Source organism: Bacillus sp. 196mf (assembly GCF_003217275.1).
Classification (GTDB): domain Bacteria; phylum Bacillota; class Bacilli; order Bacillales; family Bacillaceae_G; genus Bacillus_A; species Bacillus_A thuringiensis_S.
This window is the reverse complement of record NZ_QJTG01000003.1, coordinates 75,682-93,745: the sequence shown is the minus strand read 5'-3', so window position 1 is coordinate 93,745 and position 18,064 is coordinate 75,682. Positions and strand designations below refer to the sequence as shown.

Genomic DNA, 18,064 nt, shown 5'->3' with positions numbered 1-18,064 from the left:
TTTTCCTTCCATTTTCGCAAAAAAACAAAATAAAAAAATATAAAAACGAAAAAAAGAACTAAGGCATTAGCCTTAGTTCTTTCAAATTATCTCAAAGCACGCTTTGGTAATCTGTCGATATTCTCTAACATAATACCTGTACCAACCGCAACGCAGTGCATTGGGTTTTCAGCAATTAATACTGGTACTTTTAGTTCTTCTGCTAGAAGCATATCGATACCGTGTAGTAAAGCTCCACCACCTGTTAGAATAACACCGCGGTCGATGATATCTGCAGATAGTTCTGGTGGTGTGCGCTCTAATACGCCTTTTGCAGCTTGTACAATAACAGCTGCATTTTCTTTTAATGCTTCTGTAATTTCTTCAGAGCATACTGTAATTGTACGTGGTAAGCCTGTTACCATGTCACGTCCGCGAATTTCAAGTTCTTCGCTACGTGCACCTGGGAATACTGTACCAACTTTAATTTTAATATCTTCTGAAGTACGTTCTCCGATTAATAGCTTATACTTACGTTTAATATAGTTTAAGATCTCCATATCAAACTTATCGCCAGCCATTTTGATAGAGGAAGAGGTAACAATATCACCCATAGATAGTACAGCGATATCTGTTGTACCTCCACCAATATCAACAACCATGTTACCGCTTGGTTGGAAGATTTCCATACCAGCACCAACTGCGGCTACTTTTGGTTCTTCTTCTAAAAATACTGTTTTACCACCTGAACGTTCAGCAGCTTCACGAATTGCTTTTTGTTCTACTGATGTAATATTTGTTGGACAACAAATTAAAATACGAGGTTTTGAAAAGAAGCTCTTTACGTCCAATTTGTTAATGAAATACTTTAACATTGCTTCTGTAATTTCGAAATCTGCGATTACACCATCTTTAAGTGGACGAATTGCTACAATATTACCAGGCGTACGTCCCACCATACTTCTCGCTTCTTCACCGACTGCTAATACTTTACCACTATTACGATCAATGGCCACAACAGATGGCTCATTTAATACAATACCCTTACCTTTAACATGAATTAATACGTTAGCCGTACCTAGGTCAATTCCGATATCTCGCGCAAACATTCCCGTTTTTTCCTCCTCGATATTCAAAATCAGGTTACACCCGAATTCTTTTCACCTAATTTCTGATTTTATCATAAATTTAACAGAAACGTAATATTCGCAAAAAGAATTCTTCTGAAAAATATTACCGAATGTGAACGGAATGTTTGCTACTGTAACATTATTGACGTACAGGCTTCTCTACATCTTCTTTTCTATACTTTTGTTTTGTTGCTTCTCCACCTCTTAAATGACGAATAGACTTATGATAATCAAGAATTTCTTTTACTTCATTTGCGAGCTCTGGATTAATCTCTGGTAGACGTTCTGTTAAATCTTTATGGACTGTACTCTTTGATACCCCAAATTCCTTTGCAATGACACGCACTGTCTTTCTTGTCTCCACGATATAATTACCAATCTTGATAGTTCTCTCTTTGATGTAATCGTGCACACCACTCGCCTCCCTAATTTGGATGTGAGAAGGGTGAAATGAGCCTCGCTGCATATGACTAAGAAGTAAGTGTGAGTGCTGTTTGTAAGCGTTAAACATTCTTGGATTTATAATGAAATGATTCACGATTTCTCACCTCAAACACTCTCTTTGCTTTGGTTTATACCATTGTATTGCCCGCACTACTGATATATGCTACATGTTCACTATTTTTGCGGACTAAGTTAAGAAAAATTACGTTTTTTTGTGAGAAATACGTTAAAACTGACTATTATGGCCAAAAAAAATGACACCTTGTATAAAAGGCGTCATTCTTCTCGTTCCAATTCTTCTTCTAACAACTGATGGTGGGGAACCTCTTTCTTACCGGCAATATAATAATATAAAGTGAATAAAACAAACAATAAAATAATAGCAGTCGACAGAACAAACAAAAATGACACAGTATCCCCTCCCTTTTGTAATATATATTCGAGAATCTCGTCATTTTTCCTTGTTTTTACAACTTTTTTCTCGAAATTGATTATTTTTATATAAAAATAAAAAAATCAATTCTCTTGATGAGAACTGATTTTTTCACTTTATTATTCTTGTGAAGAAGAATCGTTAGATGATTCTGTAGAACCGTTTGTTGATTTTTCTTCTTTCTTCGGTTCTTCTTTTTTGTCACTAGTTGAACCGCTTGTTGATTTCTCTTCTTTTTGAGACTTGTCTTCTGTTTTATTTTCTGGTTTCGTGCTCGTTGACTTCTCTTCTTTTTGAGATTTGTCATCAGCTTTTTTACCAGAAGCATTCGTAGCCTTTGCAGCACCTGCATCAGCTTTAATTTCTGTTACTGATTTATTTAAGTAACGTTCAGGGTTCACAGCCACATTGTCTTTACGTACTTCAAAGTGAACGTGAGAGCCTGCCTCTTTATTCATTGCACTTAGACCGGATGTTCCTAATACTTCACCTTGTGCAACTCTTGCACCTTTTTCTACTTTCACACTGCCTAAGCTTTGATAAGATACCGCTACACCATTTCCACTATCAACTGTTACAACATAACCAAGAAGTGAATCTTTTTCAGCTTTCGTTACTGTACCACTTAAAGCAGCGGCAACATTGAATTCTTTTCCATTCTTCGCAGCAATGTCAATTCCTTTGTTTGGGGAATATGTGTTGTTATAAAAGACAAGTGCTTTTTCTTGTTCCGCCTCAGTTGCTGCATCTTCATAGAATTTCTTTTGTACGACTACTTCCGCATTCGCGGCAGCTGGCATTTTCACTACTTCTGAAGATTTCGTTACTGGTACTGCTGGATCTTCCGATTGTGTATACGGTGTTGCTTGATCGTGGTTTGGAGTCTTCTTCGGATTAGCTCCTTGGAACCATAGCGCAACCATTAAGATTACCGCTGCACAAGCAATGTATAGTGCCGGAAACACCCATCTTTTTTGAAATAAATGTACTACCTTTTGCGACTTTTTATTATTTCTTCCTCGCATTCCATCATCACCTCAGCAATCATTTTGAACAATATTCACGTATCCTATACAACGTATAACTAATTACTTTTCGACAAAATTTGTAAAAATATGTATAAGAACTGTAAAATTTCCGAGGAAATGATAGAAAAAAGAAAAAACTGAGCGTTTCGGCTCAGTTTTTAGTCCATTTGTTTCTTCTTATATACGATTAAACACGCAATAAGCGCAATAATAAGCCACACTCCAACATTTAATACATGCCCACTAATACTACTAAACCCAGCTCCATCTACTAAGCTTTTGATTGCTTTTACAATATGAGATGTTGGAAGATACTCAATTAGTGTCTTAATTACTTTATTTTCAACCATCGGCTCAAATTGTACAGCTAAATACATCGTCATTAAAATAGGCATACCAATTAAAGATGTTTGTGGTACAGAAGATGCAAGTAATCCAATCATTGTTCCAAGCACGATAAACAAAATAGTTCCACATAAGAATACCAATCCTACCAATGGAAGATTAATATTTAACTGATCTAAAATGAATAAATTTGCAATACAAATGACCATCGTCAGACCCGATGTTAATAAACTCTTTCCAAGAAGAACTTCAACAGAAGATGCTGGGGATAACATCAACACACGCAGTGTATGTTTTTCTTTTTCTTCTGCAATTACCATAGATTGAACAAAGCCTGCGACAAATAGGAAGGCCGTTATAGTAGTAATGCCTAACATTTCCTTTCCCACTCCAAATCTGCTAAACAAAAATGAAAGTATAATTGGTAAAAATGCCATTAACAACACTTGTGAATTTGTCTTAAAATCTTGTACTTCTTTTCTAAAAATAGCTGATACACGTCTCATTGAAAAAGTCATTATAATCCCCTCCCAGTAACTTCAATAAAGATATCACCTAGCGTTGGTTCGTGTGAATGAATGGATAGTAATTCTCCTTTGTTCATCCATTCTGAAATACGTTTTGCACCTAATTCATCTTTTTGCACTACTGCTTTTTGTTTATCTTTTAATACGACCTGTATTTGATCCTTAGCGTATTGTAAGCGTAGGTTCTCTGGCGTATCCAGCGCTACAATTTCTCCGCCACAAAGGAAGGCAATACGGTTACAAAGCGTTTCTGCTTCATCCATGTTGTGAGTCGTTAAGAAAATCGTCGTTCCTTCTTCATTTAAGTCTTTTAAGATTTTATGAATGTTTTGTACGTTTACTGGATCGAGTGCAGATGTTGGTTCGTCTAAGAAGAGGATATCTGGTTTATGAAGGATTGCTCTTGCCAGTGTGACGCGTTGCTTCATTCCCTTTGATAGTTTCTTTACTGGTGTTTTTTTATCATCTAATAAATTTACTTGTGTTAGTACTTCATCGATTCTTTCTTTTTTGCAATCGTATAAGTCACAAAATAATAGTAAGTTATCATAAATGCTAAGTCTTTCATATAAGCCGCTGTTATCTGTTAAAATACCAATTCGTTTGTAATCGATGCTACTTGGTCCTGTAATATCTTTCCCTAATACTCTTACCGTTCCAACACTATGAAGCAATTGAGAAGTTAAAATTTTTACTGTTGTCGTCTTACCAGATCCACTCGGTCCGAGGAATCCGAATATCTCTCCTTGCTTCACCTCAATATTTACATTTCGAAGTGCCGTTTTTCCACTGAAACTTTTCATTACATCTTTCATTTCAATTGCCAATGTCATTTCTTCATCCCCTTTTTTTTCTTCTTTATAGATGAAAGTCGCTTTAGCGCTTTTCGTTCGTTTGTTTCGCTTTTCTTGACTCAATCATATGAAAAACAAAGGGTTTACGCAGTAAAATACCGGTAAAAGGAGTATTTTTACCGGTGAATGAATCGCATGTTGAGCTTATTGGAGCACTTTTTATAGCCCAATCACGCCTTTTAATTCATCCATTCGTCCTTTTGAAAGTGGAATTGAACTTTTTCTTTCGTCGTCTAAAATTAAGCTAAAACTGTTACGAGTCCAAGTAATCACTTCTCGTACTCTTTGTAAATTTACAAGGTACGAGCGATGACATCTAAAGAAACCAAAACCTGTTAATCTCGCTTCTAGTTCACTTAATGTTAATGCACATACAAAATCGCCTTCACGAACGTGAATATGTGTCACTCCGTTTTGTGTTTCAATGAAATGAATTTCCATCGGATCAAGTAAAATGATTTTATCGTTCACTTTCGCAGGTATTCTTTCTAACTTCATTTGCGGAATTATTTGAACGACCTTCTCTTCATCGACTTTTTCTGCTTCCTCTTGTTCAATTTCTACTTTTTTCACACCATCATTGTTTAGTATATATACATCTTCCGTTAACGAAAGGGCATCCGATAGGAAAGATGACGTAATAAAAATCGCCTTTCCTTGTTCTTTCATTTTCATGATTGCTTTTCGAATAATAACCGTACTCTCTATATCTACATTTTGCTCTGGCTCTTCCAAAATAACTAAATCCGGATTATGAATCATCACTCGCCCGATATGAAGACGGCGTTTCTCTGAAAATGATAATTTTTCTATTTTAACGTTTAGTTTATCTAGGAGACCAACAGACTGCACAACTTCTTCTATACTTATCTTTGATTCATAAAGCCCTAATAAAAATTTGAAGTATTCTTTCACCTTCAAACGATCATATGCCTCATCTTTCAAAAAACAAAAACCGATGCGGGAATAATTTTTCTTTCCAATTGCTTCCCCTTCAAACAGTACATTGCCAGTCGACGCCTCTTCTTCACCAATAATGATGCGGTGTAACACTTTAGCTGTATGATTATTGCATTGCAAAACAATACATTGTCCCTTCTCCACCTCTAGCTCAATTGCCGGTAACTGGTTCGCCTTCCCTAATTGTTTCAACTCTAGTAACGCCATTTCATTTCCCCCAAATGCCTTTTTATCCTATTATATCAAACAGTTAATGGAAAATTATGATATTTTAAACAGAAAAAAATAGGTGCCAGAGTTCTGACACCTATTTCTTCACCATCAATTTTCCTTCATAATCATTCATCGTCTTTATTTCAACGCCTTTATAGTAATGAGCGACGATATCTGTATATTTCTTTCCTTCCGCTGCCATGCCGTTCGCCCCGTATTGACTCATACCAACGCCGTGACCGAAGCCTTTCGTCGTAACGGTGATTTTATCTCCTTGTTGTTTCCACGTGAAATCAGAAGAACGTAAATCTAACTTTTCACGAACTTCTTTTCCTGTTAATGTTTTTCCTTGAAAAGCTACATCCTTTACACGCTTTCCTTCCGTAAGGTCTTTAATGTTTCCAACCTTCCCGTCTGCTAGCACTTTCACACCGAGACGTTTTTGAAAATCAGCTACTGTAAATGTTTGCTCGTTCGTAAACTTTGGTGAGGCTTGATCCCACGGACTATCTACACTTTTCAAGTACGGATAATCATTTCCCCAATAGTCAGCTGCATTTTCTGTTCGACCATTACTCGTTGAAAAGAAGGATGCTGAAATTGGTTTTCCATCATACGTTAAAACTTGTCCTGCTGTTTTCGAAACAGCTTCTTCGATTTTCTTCAAATTATTTTCGTAGTTATTGCCCCATTGCTTCTTCAATTCATCTTTGCTTTTGTACACTTGATCTTTCACCGTATCTGTCACGTCTGCATTATTTTTCTTTCCTCCACTTAGCATACGTTGTACTACAAATGTTCTTGCTGCTAATGCCTGTGCCTTTAGTGCCTCTATTTCAAAACTGGCATTCATCTCAGAAGCTACTACACCGGTCACATACTCCTCCATAGGTAATGATTCTACCTTCTTTTGTTTCTCACGATATACAGCAACTTGAACCGCTGTATCTACTTTTCCTGGAGCTGGTATACTTTCTATCGCTGGAGGAGTTTTAGAGGCCATTTCTTCCCCTACTTTTGCTTTCGCAAATGGGATAACAAGAGCTGCAGGTACAATGATAACGAGCGCTATTAAGAGCGCTACTGTAATAAAAAGTGGCTTTGAAAATTTCATCCTATTTTTCCCCCAATATAAAAGCTTTACTCCATTCATTCTTATGGAACAACTCTTTCTTTTAGAACACACTTAAGGGGAAGAGCATAAAACGGAAATTTTCTAAATATTTTTACTGGTACGTGCATAAGTATAGAATTTATTGACTATAACAGTAATAACCAAAAAAAAATAGCCCCTATGTCAAAAGACATAGAGACTATTTCAATTAAGCGTGAAGATCAGAAACTTCTTGTTCTTTCACTTCTTCTACTTTTTCGTTTACACGTTCAATAGTTGCACCTAATACAGCTAATTTCTTATGGAAATCTACATAACCACGGTCAAGATGTTTTAACTCAGTTACACGAGTATAACCTTCTGACACTAAACCAGCTAAGATTAATGCAGCTGCAGCACGTAAATCAGTTGCGCCTACTTCAGCACCTTGTAAGCTGTTTGGACCGTTCATAATAACAGAACGACCTTCAATTTTAATATCAGCATTCATACGACGGAATTCTTCAACGTGCATAAAGCGGTTTTCGAATACCGTTTCTGTAATCATGCTTGTTCCATCAGCTTGTAGTAATAATGCCATCATTTGTGATTGCATGTCTGTTGGGAAACCTGGGTGAGGCATAGTTTTAATATCAACCGCTTTTAACTTATCTGGGCCGATAACACGTACACCTTCGTTTTCCTCAATAATTTTAACACCCATTTCTTCCATTTTCGCTGTAATTGAGCGTAAATGTTCAGGTACAGCATTTTCAATTAAGATGTCTCCACCAGTAATTGCTGCTGCAACCATGAATGTTCCCGCTTCAATACGGTCAGGAATAATAGAGTGGTTTGCACCATATAATTTATCAACGCCTTCGATACGAATCGTTCCAGTTCCAGCTCCGCGTACTTTCGCTCCCATCGCATTTAAGAAGTTAGCTAAGTCAACGATTTCTGGTTCTTTCGCTGCGTTTTCAAGAATTGTTGTCCCTTTTGCTAATGTAGCTGCAGACATAATGTTTTCTGTCGCGCCTACGCTTGGGAAGTCTAAGTAGATTTTAGCTCCTTTTAGTTCTCCCTCAACATATGCCTCAACAAAACCGTTACCAACCTGTACTTTTGCTCCCATTGCTTCGAAGCCTTTTAAATGTTGGTCAATTGGACGTGAACCGATTGCACATCCACCAGGAAGTGCAATACGAGCACGACCGTTACGTGCTAATAATGGTCCCATTACTTGAACAGATGCACGCATTTTACGTACATATTCAAATGGTGCTTCAATGTTTAGTTCTTTAGAAGAATCAATTGTTACTTGATTATTTTCAAATACGACTTCAGCATTTAAATGACGTAATACCTCATTAATTGTGTATACATCAGACAAAACTGGTACTTCAGATAGTACATTCTTTCCATCACTCGCTAATAGGGCTGCAGCGATTATAGGTAATACAGCATTTTTTGCGCCCTCAACACGCACTGTGCCGTTTAACCGCTTTCCGCCACGGACGATGATCTTTTCCAAATTATTCCCCTCCGTGTCCTTTTTTCAGTATCTATTCACTCAATACTCAGAAGTTATGATCGGTGTGCCAACCACAATTGTATCTTTGTTGTCTGTAGAACGTATTGCTATTTGCACATTTATTTTCTCTCTATTTGTTGAAAGAGCGTCATCCCACTTTTTATTGTATGCGGAGACTGACACAAATGCTCTTTCTTCTACTTGTTCGATCGCTCTTGCTGAAAGATCTTTCAAAACCTGATTGGTTTTATTTTGCAAAACACCTTCAATCTTATCATTCAGTACACCTTGAACACAAGTGTAAATTATAGGTTTTTCACTAAAAATTTTATTTACTTTTTGAACATACTTCGGGTCCCATTTCGCCCCACTTACTTCAAAGATAATGAAAGTGTTTTCTTTAGTATTTTCTTTACTCCAAGTTACTACTACTCGTTCTTCATGAGAAGCAAACTTTTTATAGGATGTAGCTTTATATCCATCTGGAGATTGCTCTACTTCCCACTTTTGAATATTTGCCTTGTCCTTCACATCGTTTAACAACTTTTGAAACGTATGTATATTAGAAATTGTTTTTGTTTCTCTAGCTAACCATGACCATTTTTCTACTTTAGCATCATTTTTCTCTAAAGCCTTAATCATGCTCTCCATTTTCTGTTCATCGCTTATCGGTTTCATCTCTCTATATCCAACCAAAAATAAAACAACACTAAGTGCAACAATAAGAATGGCTTTAAGCTTCAATTTCATCCCCTCCTATCCCCATTGTTAACGGAGATTTGAGGTTCTATACACTTACTTTACTAAATACGTTAAACTCTTCGAATAGCCTAAATAATCAAGGAAAAAGTTACTTACAGATGTCCCAATTGCAATTGTAATTAAGATGAGTAATACTCGCGTCTGCAACACTTTTCCGGACTTCATTAAACGCTCAATGTGAATGCCTTGCAAAGCCCACCACGTAATGGTAATAAACAATAAATGCGAAACAATGGCAATCAGTGCTTGTTGCCCTAAAAGTTGTGCCAAAAAATCGACCCCTTTTTACTCAGCTACTACTTATGAAAGAATATAAAAACGATACCATAATAAGTAGGAGCCACACTTTTTCAAATGCACATAGACATCTTACATTTTACATCGTGATTTTCTTTCAAAAAACGTATATCTACATTACAAGTTAACACAAAATAAAAAGCGCAGAGTACTGACTCCACACCTTTTATTTTCACTATTGTACCACGTTCCCTAAGAAGAAGAAATCTTTCATTAATGGAAAATATTCATAAAAGAAATTGTACCCAATCATCGGCATAATCCCTAGTATTACAATCGAAATTGCACAAAGGCTCATAACAACCTTTATATTTAATGGTAACCGTATCCTCTCTTCTGTCTCTCCGGTGCGGAAAAACATTTGTTGTAAAATACAGAAATAATATACGAATGAAACAACTGTCGTACCCATCATAATCGAAGCTAGTACGTAATGTGCTGGCTCTACATGAAGCGCGCCTAAAAAGATGTTAATCTTTCCAATGAAGCCAGCCGTCCCTGGTATCCCGGCCAGCGATAAAATAAAGATTGTCATCATGATCGCTGCAAATGGTGATTTCTTATATAATCCGGTGAAAATCGTTATATTTTCCTTATCGTTTTGTAAGATTAAACCGTGGATAATGGCAAACGCGCCTATATTCATAAGCATGTATGCCAACATATAAAACCACATGCTATCCAGCGTAAATGGTGATAATGCCACAAGTGGAACGAGCAAATACCCAGCATGCGCAATACCTGAATAAGCAAATAAGCGTTTTATATTGTATTGTTTTAACGCGACTACATTCCCAACAATCATCGTAATACTTGCTAGCACCGCAATATATATACTCATATGCCCATATAAAGATTGCATATCTCCTTGTATTAATACACTTGCAAAAACCATAAGGAACAAACGAATAATGAGTAGGAACCCCGCAATTTTAGAAATCGTTCCAAGAAAAGCGGTAACAGGTGTAGTCGCTCCTTCATACACATCAGGTGCCCACATATGAAACGGCACTGTGGCAATTTTAAACGAGAGACCGACTAGCAATAAAAGAAATGCGAGAGCTAGCAATAACTGAATACCACTAGCGAGCTCCCCAGTGAGTACCTTTTGCATATCTACAATGTTAGTTGAACCTGTAATACCGTATAAATAACTCATTCCGAAGAGCGTGATCGCCGTTCCAATTCCTCCGCTAATGACATATTTCATTGCCGCTTCATTTGATGCACGGCTCTTTTTTCGTATTCCTACTAAAATATAAGAAGAAAGTGAAAGTAACTCTAAACCAACGAAAAGGGTGATAAAGTCAACACTAGAAGCCATGAACATCGCACCAAGAAGTGCCATTAAAAATAAGTAATAATATTCGCCCTTATCTTCAATCGGATTCTTCTTATCATCGCTCATTGCGATGCATAAAATGAGAGCTGAGGCGCCTAATAACAACGTTTTAAACCCTTTTGAAAATCCATCTAACACAAACGATCCGTTTAAAATATCTCCAGCTGGTTCGCTATATAGCGTAATTAATGACACAAGTGCTAATACGATGGCAGCGATCGCACCAAGAGCTACATATCTATGATTCAGCTTAAAAAACAAATCACATATGGAAAGAAGGATGGCGGCGCCGAGAATAATAAATTCTGGCACCATTAGATGCCACGATAAGCTAAGTAACGTATTCATATCCATCCTACTTCACCCCCAATGTTTTCAATGTATTTTGAAGCGGATCCCCTAGTATCTCTGGCATAACTCCAATTGCAATAATACAAAAGATAAGTAGTAAAACAGGGACATACTCCCATCCATGTATATCAGATTTTGCTTCCCACTCTTTCTTTCCGAATGTCACTTGAAGTGTCGCCCTTAATACATATACAGCGGTTAAAATGATGCCAATCACACCGACTGCAGCAATGACGGGCTCTCCTTGAAATAAACCGAGAAAGGCAAGAAATTCACTAACAAACCCAGACATCCCTGGTAATCCAAGCGATGCCATTCCTCCTGCTAAGAAAAAGCCGCTAAGTACTGGGACACTTTTTGCGAGTCCACCAAGCGCTGTAATTTCTGATGTTCCGAAACGTTGTTCTATAACACCGAGTAAGAAAAACAGTAAGGCTGCAATTAAACCGTGCGATACAACCTGGAATAACGCCCCTTGTGTACCCGGTGCATTAAGTGACGCAAGTCCCATTAACACAATTCCCATATGCGAAATACTAGAGTAAGCCAGTACTTTCCTAAAGTCCGTTTGGATGAGCGCTAAAAAGGCACCGTACAATAAATTAATTACACCTAATATCGCAATTAGCGTTGCAACATCGTGAAAATATTCCGGGAATAGCCCTTTTCCGAAGCGAATAATACCGTACGCTCCAATCTTTAGCAAAACACCAGCATGAAGCATAACTACAGCTGGATGCGCTTCTATGTGCACATTGACCATCCAACGGTGCAACGGAAAAACAGGTAGTTTAATTGCAAAGGCAATCATTATGGAAATAAATACACCAAGCTGCAAGCTACTTGGGATGATGAGTTCTCCTTCTGCACTTACGCTTCTTAATATCTCTTTCAGCTCCACAATATTTGTTGTACCTGTTTTCGCGAACAAAATTGAGAAAACAACGAGCAAAATAGCTGATCCAATACCGTTATATATTAAATAACTATACGCAGCCTTTTCGCTCGATAATTTCCCCCACTTCCCAATCAATAAGAACATTGGTGGCAACGTAATTTCAAAGAAGATAAAAAACAACATTAGATTTTGAGTAGCAAAGACGCCGAGCATCCCTATTTCTAGCATGAGTAACAGCATATAAAATGCTTTTAAATTTCTTTTAATAGAAAAGGCTGCAATTGCTGCGAGCATCGCTAGAAGAGCCGTCAGCACCATCATAACAAGCGACAAACCATCAATACCGAGCTCGTAATAAATAGAAAACCACCTTTTATCCACCGCTGTAAAATCTCCGAACTTAATCCATTTCACCTTTTCATCAAATAGTGACAAACTCTTTCCAGAAGCATATGTACAAGCGAGGACGATAGCGATTCCAAATGGAAGTGCCGTCCCAAATAAGCCAAGCGCCCGCACTGTACGCAATTCCTTTTTCGGTGTTAATACAAGCAATAAAATTCCTAAAAGCGGGGAAAAAATGAAGAACGTTAACAACAAATCATTCATCGTAAATCCCCTCCTGTATAGAGCAAAATAATGACGAGTACAGCGAGCGAAACAGCCGTTACAGTACCGTACACTTGTACATTCCCGTTTTGAAGTTTCGATCCAAGATTACTTGTGCCTTTAACTACGCTTCCAATTAAAACTGCAATTCCCTCGACTACATACACTTCAAATAAGCGAAGCACATGAGCGATTCCTTTTGTAATAGGGATCACCGTCATGTTGTATAGTTCATCCACATAATATTTTTCTTTCAAAAGATTATAAAGCGAGGTTTCCGTACCCCCAGCCCAATCTCTAGAAATTGATTTCTTGCCATATATAAAATATGCAAGAGCGATTCCCGCAAATGAAACGAGCGTCGCAACAATCATAATCCAAACTGGCCCATGCGCTTCTTCAACCTTGAACCCTACATCTTTCGTCAACCAATCTCCGAGAAACGTACCGAACCATGGTGTATTTATATATCCTGCCACTACTGCGAGAACGCCGAGAACAATCATTGGATACGTCATAACGCGGGGCGACTCATGCACATCTTCCTTCGTCTTCGTTTCTCCGGTAAAGACAAGAAAGTATAAGCGGAACATATAAAACGCTGTCAAAAACGCCGCAATTACTGCTAAAGTAAATAAAACGTAATTGCCATTCATCCAAGTCGCCGCTAAAATTTCATCTTTGCTGAAAAAACCGGAAAGGAGCGGAACACCGCTAATGGCAAGGGTACCTATTAGAAATAACGTACCAGTTACTTTCATCTTCTTCTGTAAACCGCCCATTTTATTAATGTTTTGCGTATGCACTGCATGAATTACACTTCCTGCTGCCAAAAATAGTAGTGCTTTAAAAAAAGCATGTGTCGTTAAATGGAAGACACCGGCTACATAACCTGCAGAACCTAACGCAAGCATCATATATCCAAGCTGGCTAACTGTAGAATAAGCAAGTACTCTCTTTATATCTGTTTGCACGAGACCGATAGAGGCCGCAAAGATTGCAGTGAAAGCTCCAACGATTGCCACGGTCTGCATCGCCACTGTACTTGCTGAAAATAGAGGGAACATCGTCGCTACTAAATATACGCCTGCTGCAACCATCGTCGCGGCGTGAATAAGTGCCGAAACAGGCGTTGGCCCCTCCATTGCATCTGGCAACCACGTATGAAGCGGGAACTGACCAGATTTCCCCATCGCCCCGATAAAAATTAATATCGCTGTTATCGTAATCATGTAAGGAGGTAAATCCCCTGTATAAATCGCCCTAAATATTGCGTCATATTCAAAACTACCTGCGTACCAAAAAATTAAAATCATCCCGATAAATAAACCAATATCCCCAATACGGGTCATAATAAAAGCCTTTTTTGCAGCAGCCTTCGCTTCTTCTTTAAAGAAATAAAAACCGATAAGTAAAAATGAGCCAAGGCCAACTAATTCCCAAAATATATAAAGCTGTAATAAATTCGTTGATATAACAAGCCCTAACATCGCAAATGTAAAGAGTCCTAAATATGCGTAAAAGGTTGGTAATCGTTCATCACCTTTCATATAACCTTTCGAATACACATGTACAAGCAGACTCACAAGCGTAACGATAAATAACATTAAAGCTCCTAATGCAGTCACCTCAAAGCCGAATGATATATCCACATCTCCAGCTCTAAGCCACACCCACTTATGCTTCACGCTTGCTTCTGAAAACCTTTCTATTAACACAAGTACCGCAAGTATAAAGGAGAGAAAGACGAAAAAAATACTAAGTACGCTGCTTCCTTCTCTAATTTTCTTCCCGAATATAATAAGTAACAAAAACGAAACGAGTGGGAAAAGCGGTATGAGCCATGCATAATCGATCATTGTTTCCTTCCCCCTTTTTCGGTCACAATGCTATCCTTTGAGCGTATCCATTTCATCTACCTGAACTGTCGTACGATTACGATACAAAGCAATTAAAATAGCGAGTCCTACCGCCGCTTCTGCTGCCGCTACAGCCATTGTAAACAGTGAGAAAATTTGACCTGTTAAATTCGGAAATAGGCCTAATTTACTAAACGCCACTAAGTTTAAATTGGCAGCATTCAGCATTAATTCGATACAAACTAATACGATTACTGTATTCCGCTTTGTTAAAGCTCCAAATAGACCGATGCAAAACAAAATAATCGCAAGTGTTAAATATGCAGAAGCCGGAACGCTACTCATTGGAATCCTCCTCTTTCTCGTCCTTTTTCGCAAGTATAATCGCGCCAACGAGTGCTACAAGTAAAATAACTGAAGTTAGTTCAAATGGAATAATATATTTTGAATAGAGAAGCGTACCGATTTGAAGTGTGTTGTTTTCATGGAGAGGTAAACTTCCTTGTGTGCTTTCATTTGCAAAATCAACATTATTAACAGCGAAATACATAACCGCTCCAAATGCTACAACTGCAAAGAAGATAATCCATTTTCGAAGAGTAAGACGCGATTCATTTTCCGCGTTATGTTTTGTTAACATAATGCCGAAAATCATAATAATTGTGATTGCACCAGAGTAAAGTAAAATTTGTGCAACGCCTATAAATTCAGCTGATAAAAGAAAATACAAACCTGCAATGCTGAGAAATGTCAGAACGAGAGCTAGCATCATGTGCATAACTTTCGTTAAGTTCAACATAAGAACACCGCCGATAATTGCAGACAAGGATAGTATAAAGAATGCTACAAACTCGCCATTCATGCCTTATTCTCCTTCCTGACGTTTTCGTCGTTTTCGTCAAGCCACTGCAAATTTTTAAATAAGTCATCACGTGAATATTCCGCGAGTTCAAAGTTATTTGTCATGACAATTGCCTCTGTCGGGCAAACTTCTGTACATAAATCACAAAGAATACAAATTTCAAAATTAATATCATACGTGTCGATAATTTTTCCTTTTTTCGTAGGATCTGGATGTTTCTTTCCTGTTAACTGAATACAGTCTGTCGGACAAATGTTAGAGCATTGATTACAAACAATACATTTCTCCGGATAAAATTTTTGAATCCCCCGAAAACGGTCTGGCAACGGCAACGGCTGATTTGGATAATCATACGTTACCTTCTTCTTGCTCAAATTACTTAATGTATATTTTAATCCTTTAAATAGTCCTTTCATCTCTTACTGGCACCCCCCTCATAGATTAGAAGAATAACTCCTTAATCAATGCCGTTAAGAAAATATTTGCAAGTGCAATCGGCAATAATACTTTCCATCCAAACTCCATTAACTGGTCACCTCTTATACGTGGGAACGTGACGCGGAACCAAATTAATAGAAAGACTACACTGCTAAATTTCAAAGCAAACCATACGGCACCTGGGATAAATCCAAGAAACATGACTGGATTCCATCCTCCTAAAAAGAGCACTGTAATTAACGATGCCATCCCGAAGAAATATACGTACTCTGAAAGCATGAAAAACGCCCAGCGAAAACCTGAGTATTCCGTATGGTATCCAGAAACAAGTTCTGACTCCGCTTCTGGCAAATCAAATGGCGTCCTATTTAACTCTGCAACTGCTGCGATTAAGAAAACGACGAAGCCAATTGGCTGTACGAAAATGTACCAAACCTTCTCCTGCGCCGCTACAATCTCATTTAAATTCAGGCTACCAGCTAACAAAACGATACCAATTACACTCATTACGAGCGGAATCTCATAAGAAATCATTTGCGCCGCCGCACGCATCCCTCCTAAAAGGGAATATTTATTATTCGATGCCCATCCCCCAGTTACAACACCTATCGTCGTAATACCGGAAACAGCAATATAATAAAGTAGCCCGACTCCAATATCTGCAAATTGAAATTTATCAGTGAACGGGATAACTGCAAGCACCATAAATGCTGGTGCAAATGCAATGACAGGCGCTAATATAAACAGCGGTTTATCTGCTGCTTTCGGAATACTATCTTCTTTCAATAATAGTTTTAAAACATCAGCTACCGTTTGCAGTAAACCGAATCGGCCTCCAACCTGGTTTGGTCCAATCCGCCCTTGCATAAACCCCATCACTTTCCGTTCTGCCAAAATTCCATATGTAACGAAGCCAAGGACTGCAAATAGTAGAAGCACCGCTAATCCGAAAAAAATGAAGAAATTCGTCCAGCTTGAAGGTGATTGTAAGAGCGTCTCAATCATTAGCCATCAACCTCCCCAAGTACAATATCAACTCCACCTAAAATCGTAATTAAATTAGCGATGTTTTCACCTTTTAATAACTTCGGTAAAATTTGCAAGTTATAAAAAGATGGTCTACGAAACTTCAAACGGTACGGCTCTTTCTTTCCATCACTTGCGATATAACAACCAATCTCTCCGCGCGGCGATTCTATACGTACGAACGCTTCTCCCTTAGGTGCCTTAATAATTTTCGGTACTTTTGCCAGCACAGCTCCATCTTTCGGGAACTGTTGAACCGCTTGCTCAACAATCTTTAAAGACTCCTCGATTTCTTGCATTCGGCAAACGTAGCGATCCCAAGCATCTCCCACGCTTCCAACAGGAATATCAAAATCAAAACGATCATAAATCGAATATGGCTCATCTTTGCGAAGATCCCAGTTTACTCCAGTGCAACGCAAATTTGCTCCGCTTAAAGAATACGAAATCGCTTCTTCCGCGCTATATATACCAACGCCTTTCACACGATTTAAAAAAATCTCATTACCGCTAACAAGATCATGATAACCTGCCAATTGCTCTCTCATATACGGAACAAACTCTTCTACCTTTTCAATCCAACCATCTGGCGCATCCCACTTCACACCACCAACTCTCATATAGTTAAAAGTAAGCCGTGCCCCGCATAATTCATTTAATAAATTTATAATCATCTCTCGTTCACGAAACGCGTACAGAAACGGGCTGACCGCTCCTATATCAAGAAGATTCGTCCCCCACCAAACGAGATGACTTGCAATTCTTCCTAGCTCCATCGCAAGTACTCGCAAATATTCGGCACGCTCTGGAATTTCAAGCCCCATCATCGTCTCTACAGCATGGCAAATGACGTAATTATTCGTCATGGCTGATAAATAGTCCATTCGATCTGTATAAGGAATAATTTGCGTATACTGTAAGCTCTCAGCAATCTTTTCCGTTCCGCGATGCAAATACCCAATAACCGGTGTAGCTTCTTTAATAATTTCCCCGTCAATCTTAATTACGAGCCTGAACACACCATGTGTACTCGGATGCTGAGGTCCTACATTCAAAAGCATCTCTTCCGTGCGGATCATA

General features: G+C 38.2%; 19 protein-coding genes. All 19 read right to left on the bottom strand.

What is annotated here, in order from left to right; genetic code table 11:
- Positions 1 to 86: 86 nt before the first annotated feature.
- The 19 genes from mreB to nuoD all read right to left on the bottom strand — a co-directional run bounded on the left by mreB (position 87) and on the right by nuoD (position 18,063).
- Positions 87 to 1,088 carry a rod shape-determining protein gene (gene mreB / locus ATL10_RS07160; RefSeq protein ID WP_000457978.1) on the bottom strand — a complete coding sequence of 334 codons (1,002 nt, stop codon included), beginning with the start codon at positions 1,086 to 1,088 and terminating at the stop codon, positions 87 to 89.
- Positions 1,089 to 1,248: 160 nt separating this feature from the next.
- Entirely contained in the window at positions 1,249 to 1,521 is a 273-nt protein-coding gene (gene spoIIID, locus ATL10_RS07155) for a sporulation transcriptional regulator SpoIIID (RefSeq protein WP_142669940.1), read from the bottom strand.
- Positions 1,522 to 1,829: 308 nt separating this feature from the next.
- Positions 1,830 to 1,964, bottom strand: coding sequence for a hypothetical protein (locus ATL10_RS07150; protein WP_000008903.1), 135 nt, complete (start codon positions 1,962 to 1,964; stop codon positions 1,830 to 1,832).
- Positions 1,965 to 2,105: 141 nt separating this feature from the next.
- The gene (gene spoIIQ, locus ATL10_RS07145) at positions 2,106 to 3,011 is read right to left on the bottom strand and encodes a stage II sporulation protein SpoIIQ (protein ID WP_001214922.1); all 906 of its coding nucleotides are present in this window, start codon (positions 3,009 to 3,011) and stop codon (positions 2,106 to 2,108) included.
- 161 nt (positions 3,012 to 3,172) lie between these two features.
- The gene (locus tag ATL10_RS07140; protein WP_053563321.1) at positions 3,173 to 3,877 is read right to left on the bottom strand and encodes an ABC transporter permease; all 705 of its coding nucleotides are present in this window, start codon (positions 3,875 to 3,877) and stop codon (positions 3,173 to 3,175) included.
- Positions 3,877 to 4,719 carry an ABC transporter ATP-binding protein gene (locus tag ATL10_RS07135; protein WP_053563320.1) on the bottom strand — a complete coding sequence of 281 codons (843 nt, stop codon included), beginning with the start codon at positions 4,717 to 4,719 and terminating at the stop codon, positions 3,877 to 3,879. The genes ATL10_RS07140 and ATL10_RS07135 overlap by 1 nt, the downstream gene beginning before the upstream one ends.
- 180 nt (positions 4,720 to 4,899) lie before the next feature.
- A complete protein-coding gene (locus ATL10_RS07130; protein ID WP_053563319.1) occupies positions 4,900 to 5,907 on the bottom strand; it encodes a LytTR family transcriptional regulator DNA-binding domain-containing protein in 1,008 nt (335 codons plus the stop codon).
- Positions 5,908 to 6,007: 100 nt separating this feature from the next.
- Positions 6,008 to 7,027: a stage II sporulation protein D gene (gene spoIID / locus ATL10_RS07125; protein WP_110496646.1), complete on the bottom strand. Its 1,020-nt coding sequence runs from the start codon at positions 7,025 to 7,027 to the stop codon at positions 6,008 to 6,010.
- A 208-nt stretch (positions 7,028 to 7,235) separates the two neighbouring features.
- Positions 7,236 to 8,540 carry a UDP-N-acetylglucosamine 1-carboxyvinyltransferase gene (gene murA, locus ATL10_RS07120; protein WP_110496644.1) on the bottom strand — a complete coding sequence of 435 codons (1,305 nt, stop codon included), beginning with the start codon at positions 8,538 to 8,540 and terminating at the stop codon, positions 7,236 to 7,238.
- A gap of 39 nt (positions 8,541 to 8,579) precedes the next feature.
- Positions 8,580 to 9,284, bottom strand: coding sequence for a YwmB family TATA-box binding protein (locus tag ATL10_RS07115; protein ID WP_000767913.1), 705 nt, complete (start codon positions 9,282 to 9,284; stop codon positions 8,580 to 8,582).
- A 51-nt stretch (positions 9,285 to 9,335) separates the two neighbouring features.
- Positions 9,336 to 9,572 (bottom strand): DUF1146 family protein, encoded by a 237-nt coding sequence (locus ATL10_RS07110; RefSeq protein ID WP_000057889.1) that lies wholly within the window; start codon positions 9,570 to 9,572, stop codon positions 9,336 to 9,338.
- A gap of 202 nt (positions 9,573 to 9,774) precedes the next feature.
- The gene (gene nuoN, locus ATL10_RS07105; RefSeq protein ID WP_346763352.1) at positions 9,775 to 11,289 is read right to left on the bottom strand and encodes an NADH-quinone oxidoreductase subunit NuoN; all 1,515 of its coding nucleotides are present in this window, start codon (positions 11,287 to 11,289) and stop codon (positions 9,775 to 9,777) included.
- A 7-nt stretch (positions 11,290 to 11,296) separates the two neighbouring features.
- Positions 11,297 to 12,799, bottom strand: a complete 1,503-nt coding sequence (locus tag ATL10_RS07100) for an NADH-quinone oxidoreductase subunit M (protein ID WP_100910510.1) — start codon at positions 12,797 to 12,799, stop codon at positions 11,297 to 11,299.
- Positions 12,796 to 14,658 (bottom strand): NADH-quinone oxidoreductase subunit L, encoded by a 1,863-nt coding sequence (gene nuoL / locus ATL10_RS07095; RefSeq protein WP_098508421.1) that lies wholly within the window; start codon positions 14,656 to 14,658, stop codon positions 12,796 to 12,798. Before nuoL ends, ATL10_RS07100 begins: the two co-directional genes overlap by 4 nt.
- Before the next feature lie 30 nt (positions 14,659 to 14,688).
- Positions 14,689 to 15,003, bottom strand: a complete 315-nt coding sequence (gene nuoK, locus ATL10_RS07090; protein ID WP_000100079.1) for an NADH-quinone oxidoreductase subunit NuoK — start codon at positions 15,001 to 15,003, stop codon at positions 14,689 to 14,691.
- Positions 14,996 to 15,520 carry an NADH-quinone oxidoreductase subunit J gene (locus ATL10_RS07085; protein WP_001012812.1) on the bottom strand — a complete coding sequence of 175 codons (525 nt, stop codon included), beginning with the start codon at positions 15,518 to 15,520 and terminating at the stop codon, positions 14,996 to 14,998. Before ATL10_RS07085 ends, nuoK begins: the two co-directional genes overlap by 8 nt.
- Positions 15,517 to 15,936 carry an NADH-quinone oxidoreductase subunit NuoI gene (gene nuoI / locus ATL10_RS07080; protein WP_000677191.1) on the bottom strand — a complete coding sequence of 140 codons (420 nt, stop codon included), beginning with the start codon at positions 15,934 to 15,936 and terminating at the stop codon, positions 15,517 to 15,519. Before nuoI ends, ATL10_RS07085 begins: the two co-directional genes overlap by 4 nt.
- Positions 15,937 to 15,961: 25 nt before the next feature.
- Positions 15,962 to 16,963, bottom strand: a complete 1,002-nt coding sequence (gene nuoH, locus ATL10_RS07075) for an NADH-quinone oxidoreductase subunit NuoH (protein WP_000573426.1) — start codon at positions 16,961 to 16,963, stop codon at positions 15,962 to 15,964.
- Positions 16,963 to 18,063 carry an NADH-quinone oxidoreductase subunit NuoD gene (nuoD, locus tag ATL10_RS07070; RefSeq protein ID WP_000621434.1) on the bottom strand — a complete coding sequence of 367 codons (1,101 nt, stop codon included), beginning with the start codon at positions 18,061 to 18,063 and terminating at the stop codon, positions 16,963 to 16,965. Before nuoD ends, nuoH begins: the two co-directional genes overlap by 1 nt.
- Position 18,064: the final 1 nt, after the last annotated feature.